Origin of the sequence: Klebsiella sp. MS 92-3 (assembly GCF_000195655.1) — a bacterium.
Classification (GTDB): Bacteria; Pseudomonadota; Gammaproteobacteria; order Enterobacterales; family Enterobacteriaceae; genus Klebsiella; species Klebsiella pneumoniae.
This window is the reverse complement of the sequence record NZ_GL882759.1, coordinates 1-6541: the sequence shown is the minus strand read 5'-3', so window position 1 is coordinate 6541 and position 6541 is coordinate 1. Positions and strand designations below refer to the sequence as shown.

Annotated in this window: 5 protein-coding genes; 2 read left to right on the top strand and 3 right to left on the bottom strand. The window is 58.0% G+C overall.

Annotation, left to right across the window (positions count from 1 at the left end):
* Nucleotides 1-269: 269 nt before the first annotated feature.
* Both rpmF and yceD read right to left on the bottom strand, forming a co-directional pair.
* Nucleotides 270-443, bottom strand: coding sequence for a 50S ribosomal protein L32 (rpmF, locus tag HMPREF9538_RS21505; RefSeq protein WP_000290724.1), 174 nt, complete (start codon nt 441-443; stop codon nt 270-272).
* A gap of 16 nt (nt 444-459) precedes the next feature.
* Nucleotides 460-981 (bottom strand): 23S rRNA accumulation protein YceD, encoded by a 522-nt coding sequence (yceD, locus tag HMPREF9538_RS21510; RefSeq protein WP_009484274.1) that lies wholly within the window; start codon nt 979-981, stop codon nt 460-462.
* A 141-nt stretch (nt 982-1122) separates the two neighbouring features.
* On the opposite strand from yceD, the gene HMPREF9538_RS21515 reads away from it, so the two are divergent.
* On the top strand, nt 1123-1707 hold the full coding sequence (locus HMPREF9538_RS21515) for a Maf family protein (protein ID WP_002899273.1): 585 nt from the start codon (nt 1123-1125) through the stop codon (nt 1705-1707).
* A gap of 37 nt (nt 1708-1744) precedes the next feature.
* Here the strand turns inward: HMPREF9538_RS21515 and rluC are convergent, their stop codons facing one another.
* The gene (gene rluC, locus HMPREF9538_RS21520) at nt 1745-2698 is read right to left on the bottom strand and encodes a 23S rRNA pseudouridine(955/2504/2580) synthase RluC (RefSeq protein WP_002899271.1); all 954 of its coding nucleotides are present in this window, start codon (nt 2696-2698) and stop codon (nt 1745-1747) included.
* 699 nt (nt 2699-3397) lie between these two features.
* Here rluC and rne point away from each other — a divergent pair.
* Nucleotides 3398-6541: ribonuclease E (gene rne, locus HMPREF9538_RS0127025; protein ID WP_032457012.1), on the top strand; the 3144-nt coding region annotated here is incomplete at its 3' end.

Here is a 6541-nt window from a genome sequence, read left to right as displayed (position 1 = left end):
GCCCCCCGTCACGGATGGGCCGAAATCGCCCCCCATGACATCTAACGCCAGGGTTAGACGTGTCAAGGTATCGTCGCTGCCCGGTTCGGTGATTCCCCAGTTGCCCGGGGAGTCCTCACTAAGCTTCATCACGCTGGCACCCGCGAATATTCACGCTGCAGACGCAACAATCCGGGCATAAATGCCCCCAGCGACCGGGTTAACCGAGTTTCCAGGGACGCACACGCCCGCCATGGCCTGCAACGGGAAATCCTGCGAGTATCGCGTGATTACTTAGCGATAACCTTGCGACCGCGGTAGAAACCGTCGGCAGTGATGTGGTGACGCAGGTGTTTCTCACCAGAAGTTTTGTCTACAGACAGGCTGGTGACTGCGGTCAGCGCGTCATGGGAACGACGCATGCCACGTTTGGAACGGGTTGGTTTATTCTGTTGTACGGCCATGGACCTTACTCCTCAATTACTTACGCTTTAAGCTGGCTAATACGGCAAATGGGTTTGGTTTTTGTGCCTCTTCAGGCAGTTCGCCAAAGACCATGTCCGCGTCGGACACTTCACAGTGTTCAGAATCATGCACCGGAACTACGGGCAGGGAGAGGATAATTTCATCCTCGACCATTGCCTGCAGGTCGATTTCACCGAATTCGTTAACCTCAATCGGCTCATACGCTTCCGGTAGTGCTTCGGCCTGTTCGTCATTTCTGACGGGGCTAAAACAATACGTGGTGTGGACGTGATGGGAGAACGGTTTCCCGCAACGCTGGCATTCGAGAGTTACCGTTACCTTTGCATCGCCAGTAATAGCGGCGAGACGCTGGTTATCGATAGCGAACGACATGCTGCATTCCACATCGCTGTCCACGCTGACTACAGAATCGGTTACACGTTCAACCTGATCGCGGGCATAGATGCCTTCGTAATCAAGGCGTTTTTGAGCCGTGCGTACCGGATCAAGAGTCAGGGGTAATTTTACCTTTTGCATAGGGCGCGCATATTAACTTTGTAATGTCATAGAGTCAAAGAAAAAGGCAGCCTCAGGTTGCCTTTTGCCATTTATTCGCACACATTGCGGCGCATAGTTTAAGATGATGCTCTGCGAAGCGCTATATGTGGATGAAAAAATATGTCTGATCTTATCCTCGCGTCAACCTCTCCCTGGCGGCGCATGCTGCTGGAAAAACTGGGTTTACCGTTTGAATGTGCCGCGCCTGACGTCGACGAAACGCCCCGGCCTGATGAATCCGCACGTCAGCTTGTCACCCGGCTGGCGCAGGCCAAAGCGCAAAGTCTGGCCACACGCTTCCCTAATCACCTTATTATAGGCTCCGATCAGGTTTGCGTGCTGGACGGTGAAATCACCGGCAAACCGCACACCGAGGAAAATGCCCGCAGGCAGTTAAGAAAGGCCAGCGGGTCAATCATTACCTTTTATACCGGACTGGCGCTGTACAACTCTGCCAGCGGCCATCTGCAAACCGAATGCGAACCCTTTGACGTTCACTTTCGCCATCTCAGTGATAAAGAGATAGAAGGCTATGTGCGCAAAGAGAACCCGCTGCAGTGCGCCGGGAGTTTCAAGAGCGAAGGATTGGGCATTACGCTGTTCGAACGGCTGGAAGGCCGCGACCCGAACACCCTGGTCGGTTTACCCTTAATCGCGCTCTGTCAGATGTTGCGCCGTGAAAACTACAACCCACTGTTAGGCTGAGGCAAAAAAAACGGCGGAACTGATTCCGCCGTTGCGCTTATTTGCTCTTCCGTAGCACCTGTAAACAGTGCTTCAGCTGGTTGTCCAGCGGCGCCTCAACGCGCATCACCTCCCCGCTCCCCGGGTGGGTAAACTTCAGCGCCGCCGCGTGCAGGAACAGGCGGTTTAAGCCGGTAGCGGACAGCTGCTTGTCGAACTCGCGGTCGCCATAGCGGTCGTCAAAAGCGATAGGATGGCCGGCATACTGGGTATGAACGCGGATCTGATGCGTGCGGCCGGTGACCGGGCTGCAGCGCACCAGCGTGGCGAATTCGTAACGCTCTTCCACTTTAAAGCGCGTCTCCGACGGCTTGCCTTCCTGACTCACGCGAACGATGCGCTCCCCGCTCTGCAGAATATTCTTCAACAGCGGGGCCTGGACCACTTTGGTATGCGACTGCCACTGGCCGCGCACCAGCGCCAGATAATCTTTCTGCATGCCTTTATCGCGCAGTTGCTCGTGCAGCGAACGCAGCGCTGAGCGCTTTTTCGCCACCAGCAGCACGCCGGAGGTATCCCGGTCGAGACGATGCACCAGCTCAAGGAAGCGCGCCTCCGGGCGCAGGGCGCGCAGCCCTTCAATCACGCCGAAGCTCAGGCCGCTGCCGCCGTGTACCGCGGTACCAGAAGGCTTATTGAGCACCAGAATATGATCGTCTTCATAGAGGATCACCTCAGAGAGCGCGGCCACTTTCTGCAGGTGCGGCGATACCGCCTCTTCTTCACGCTCCGCCACGCGTACCGGCGGGATACGGACTTCATCGCCCGCTTCCAGCTTATACTCCGGCTTCACGCGCTTTTTGTTTACCCGCACCTCGCCTTTACGCAGGATGCGATAAATCATGCTCTTCGGTACGCCTTTCAATTGCGTACGCAAAAAGTTGTCGATACGTTGCCCCGCTTCATCAGCAGCAATGGCAACCATTTTTACGGTTGGGGTCTCAGTTTTCATGGTGCGCGATTCTAAATAGCCGGACGCATTAGCGCCACTCATTTTTATATGCTTATATTTATCATTATCCTGTTTTCACGGTTTACCTGACCGCCATTTTGTTTGTTATTAGAACAATCTGTATGGGCAGGTGATAAAACTGTGAGTAACCGGGTGATAAAAGGTGAAAGTCAACTTGCTATAACAAGGTTAGCAATGGAATAATGAGACCGTTTTCCGTATTGCATCTTGTTAGAACAAGACATTAGCGGAATGACCAATTTTGTCTGACCGATCGCCCACGCAGCAATGGCGTAAGACGTTGTGATCTTTCAGACAGTTAGCGGGCTGCGGGTTGCAGTCCTTACCGGTACAGGCTCTATGGATTTCAAGTCGCAGGAAGGCGTCAACTCCGGGACTCCCGGGAGCTCATCTGGATCGCCAGATCGAGGTGAGCAGGTTAAGCCACCATGCCTGCAACGCGAAAGACGACGAGTATAAATGGAATATTCTCTGGTGATACATCCCAGGCTGTTCCCCTGAATAATTGCGCTGTGTTTCCGTTTGAAACACAGGCGACCGACACTCTGCGCCTCTTAAGCGCGCGACAACCGTGAGGTTGGCGACGTGAACCAGACACGAGGCCATCGGTTTTCCCCCGGAAAGGCATTACTCTGCCCGCAGCTTAGTCGTCAATGTAAGAATAATGAGTAAGTTACGATGAAAAGAATGTTAATCAACGCAACTCAGCAGGAAGAGTTGCGCGTCGCCCTTGTTGATGGGCAGCGCCTGTACGACCTGGATATCGAAAGCCCCGGGCACGAACAGAAAAAAGCGAACATCTACAAAGGCAAAATCACCCGCATTGAACCCAGCCTTGAAGCCGCGTTTGTTGATTACGGCGCCGAGCGTCATGGTTTCCTCCCCCTCAAAGAAATCGCCCGCGAATACTTCCCCGCCAACTACAATGCGCATGGTCGTCCTAATATCAAAGACGTACTGCGGGAAGGTCAGGAAGTTATCGTGCAGATTGATAAAGAAGAACGCGGCAACAAAGGCGCTGCGCTCACCACCTTTATCAGCCTGGCGGGCAGCTATCTGGTACTGATGCCGAACAACCCGCGCGCCGGGGGAATTTCCCGCCGTATCGAGGGCGACGACCGTACCGAACTGAAAGAAGCGCTGGCGAGCCTGGAGCTTCCGGACGGCATGGGCCTGATCGTTCGCACCGCTGGCGTCGGCAAATCCGCCGAAGCCCTGCAGTGGGACCTGAGCTTCCGCCTGAAGCACTGGGAAGCGATTCAGAAAGCCGCGGAAAGCCGTCCGGCGCCGTTCCTGATCCACCAGGAAAGCAACGTCATTGTCCGCGCCTTCCGTGACTACCTGCGCCAGGACATCGGCGAAATCCTGATCGATAACCCGAAAGTGCTTGAGCTGGCGCGCCAGCATATCGCCGCGCTGGGTCGTCCGGATTTCAGCAGCAAAATCAAACTGTACACCGGTGAAATCCCGCTGTTCAGCCATTATCAGATCGAATCGCAAATTGAGTCCGCCTTCCAGCGCGAAGTGCGCCTGCCTTCCGGCGGGTCTATCGTTATCGATAGCACCGAAGCGCTGACCGCGATCGATATCAACTCCGCCCGCGCCACCCGCGGCGGCGATATCGAAGAGACAGCCTTCAATACCAACCTCGAAGCGGCTGACGAAATTGCCCGCCAGCTGCGTCTGCGCGACCTCGGCGGCCTGATCGTTATCGACTTCATCGATATGACCCCGGTTCGCCACCAGCGCGCCGTGGAGAATCGTCTGCGCGAAGCCGTCCGTCAGGACCGGGCGCGCATTCAGATCAGCCATATTTCGCGCTTCGGCCTGCTGGAGATGTCCCGTCAGCGCCTGAGCCCGTCGCTGGGCGAGTCCAGCCACCACGTCTGCCCGCGCTGCTCCGGCACCGGCACCGTGCGTGATAACGAATCGCTGTCGCTCTCTATTCTGCGTCTGATCGAAGAAGAAGCGCTGAAAGAGAATACCAAAGAAGTCCACGCCATTGTTCCGGTACCGATCGCCTCCTATCTGCTGAACGAAAAACGTGCCGCAGTGAGCGCTATCGAATCCCGTCAGGGCGATGTGCGCGTTATTATCGTGCCAAACGACGAAATGCAAACGCCGCACTACTCCGTCCTGCGCGTGCGCAAAGGTGAAGAAACCTCAACGCTGAGCTATCTGCTGCCGAAGCTGCATGAAGAAGAGATGGCGCTGCCAGGCGACGATGAGCCGGCGGAGCGGAAACGTCCGGAACAGCCGGCCCTGGCCGCTTTTGTCATGCCAGATGCGCCGCCAGCCCCGATGCTCGAAGAGCCTGCCGCCGCGCCTGTCGCCGCAGCGGCACCGGTCGCGGCCGCCGCACCGGCGCAGCCTGGCCTGCTCTCACGCTTCTTCAGCGCGCTGAAGAATATCTTCTCTGGCGCCGAAGAGGCCAAACCGGCTGAAGTTCAGGTCGAGAAGAAAGCGGAAGAAAAACCGGAGCGTCAGCAGGAGCGTCGTAAACCGCGCGCCAACAACCGCCGCGACCGCAACGACCGCCGTGATAACCGCGACAATCGTGACAACCGCGATAACCGTGACAATCGCGACACCCGTGCGGACAATGCCGAGGGCCGTGAACCGCGCGAATCGCGTGAAGAGAACCGTCGCAACCGTCGCGAGAAGCCGTCGCAGAACGTGGAAGCCCGTGATGTTCGCCAAACCTCAGGCGACGACGCGGAGAAAGCGAAATCCCGTGACGAGCAGCAGCCGCGCCGCGAACGCACCCGCCGCCGCAATGACGACAAACGTCAGGCGCAGCAGGAAGCCAAAGCGCAGACTCGCGAAGAGCCGGTTGTGCAGGAGACGGAGCAGGAAGAGCGTGTACAAACTCTGCCGCGTCGTAAACCGCGCCAGCTGGCACAGAAAGTGCGCGTTGAGTCCGCTGTCGTCGAGCCAGTTGCCGAGATCATGCCAGAAGCCGTAGTGGCTGAAGTTATCGCTCCGCAAAGCGAGCCGGTGAAAGCCGAGCTGCCGGCAGGGGTGGAGAGCGTTGCGGACCAGGACGAAAATGGCGAATCCCGTGAAGCGAACGGTATGCCGCGTCGCTCACGTCGCTCCCCGCGTCACCTGCGCGTCAGCGGTCAGCGTCGTCGTCGCTATCGTGACGAACGCTATCCGACCCAGTCGCCTATGCCGCTGACCGTAGCCTGCGCATCGCCGGAGATGGCTTCCGGTAAAGTCTGGATCCGCTACCCGGTGGTTCGTCCGCAGGATCAGCAGCCGGAAGAGGTTCAGGTTCAGGACGCCAGCGTCGCGAAAACTGTCGAGGCCGTAGCGGCCCCGGTTGCCGTCGTTGAAACCGTTACCGCTGCGCCGGTCACCGTCGAGCCGGCTACCATGGAACCAGTAACCGCTGAGCCGGTAGTCGTTGAGCCGGTAGCGGCCGCCGAGCCGCTGGTCGTTGATGCTGCGGAAGTTGTCGCGCCAGCAGCCGTCGAGCCAGCGCCTCAGGAGCCGGTCACCGAAGCACCGGCTGTCGAAGCGCCTCAGGCTATCGCGCCAGTGACGCTCGACGCCGAGCCGGTGGTGGTAGAACCTGAAGCGGTGGAAACGACGCCTGTCGTTGCAGCGCCAGTGGAAACTATCGCCCCGGTCGCAGAAACCGTGGAGCAAGCGCCAGTGACCGAAGCGGCCCCTGCCGAACCGGTCAAAGCCGAGCCCCCGGTGAGCAAGCCGGTCGTAGTGGCGGGTCATCGCCATGCCACCGCGCCAATGACCCGTGCGCCAGCTCCGGACTATGTCCCGGAAGCACCGCGTCACAGCACCTGGGTGCGCCCGCCG

Excerpts from the sequence above, each read along its gene's own strand:
- HMPREF9538_RS21515 (WP_002899273.1), top strand. The coding sequence starts at position 1,123 with ATGTCTGATCTTATCCTCGCGTCAACCTCTCCCTGGCGGCGCATGCTG.
- rluC (WP_002899271.1), bottom strand. The coding sequence starts at position 2,698 with ATGAAAACTGAGACCCCAACCGTAAAAATGGTTGCCATTGCTGCTGAT.
- rpmF (WP_000290724.1), bottom strand. The coding sequence starts at position 443 with ATGGCCGTACAACAGAATAAACCAACCCGTTCCAAACGTGGCATGCGT.
- yceD (WP_009484274.1), bottom strand. The coding sequence starts at position 981 with ATGCAAAAGGTAAAATTACCCCTGACTCTTGATCCGGTACGCACGGCT.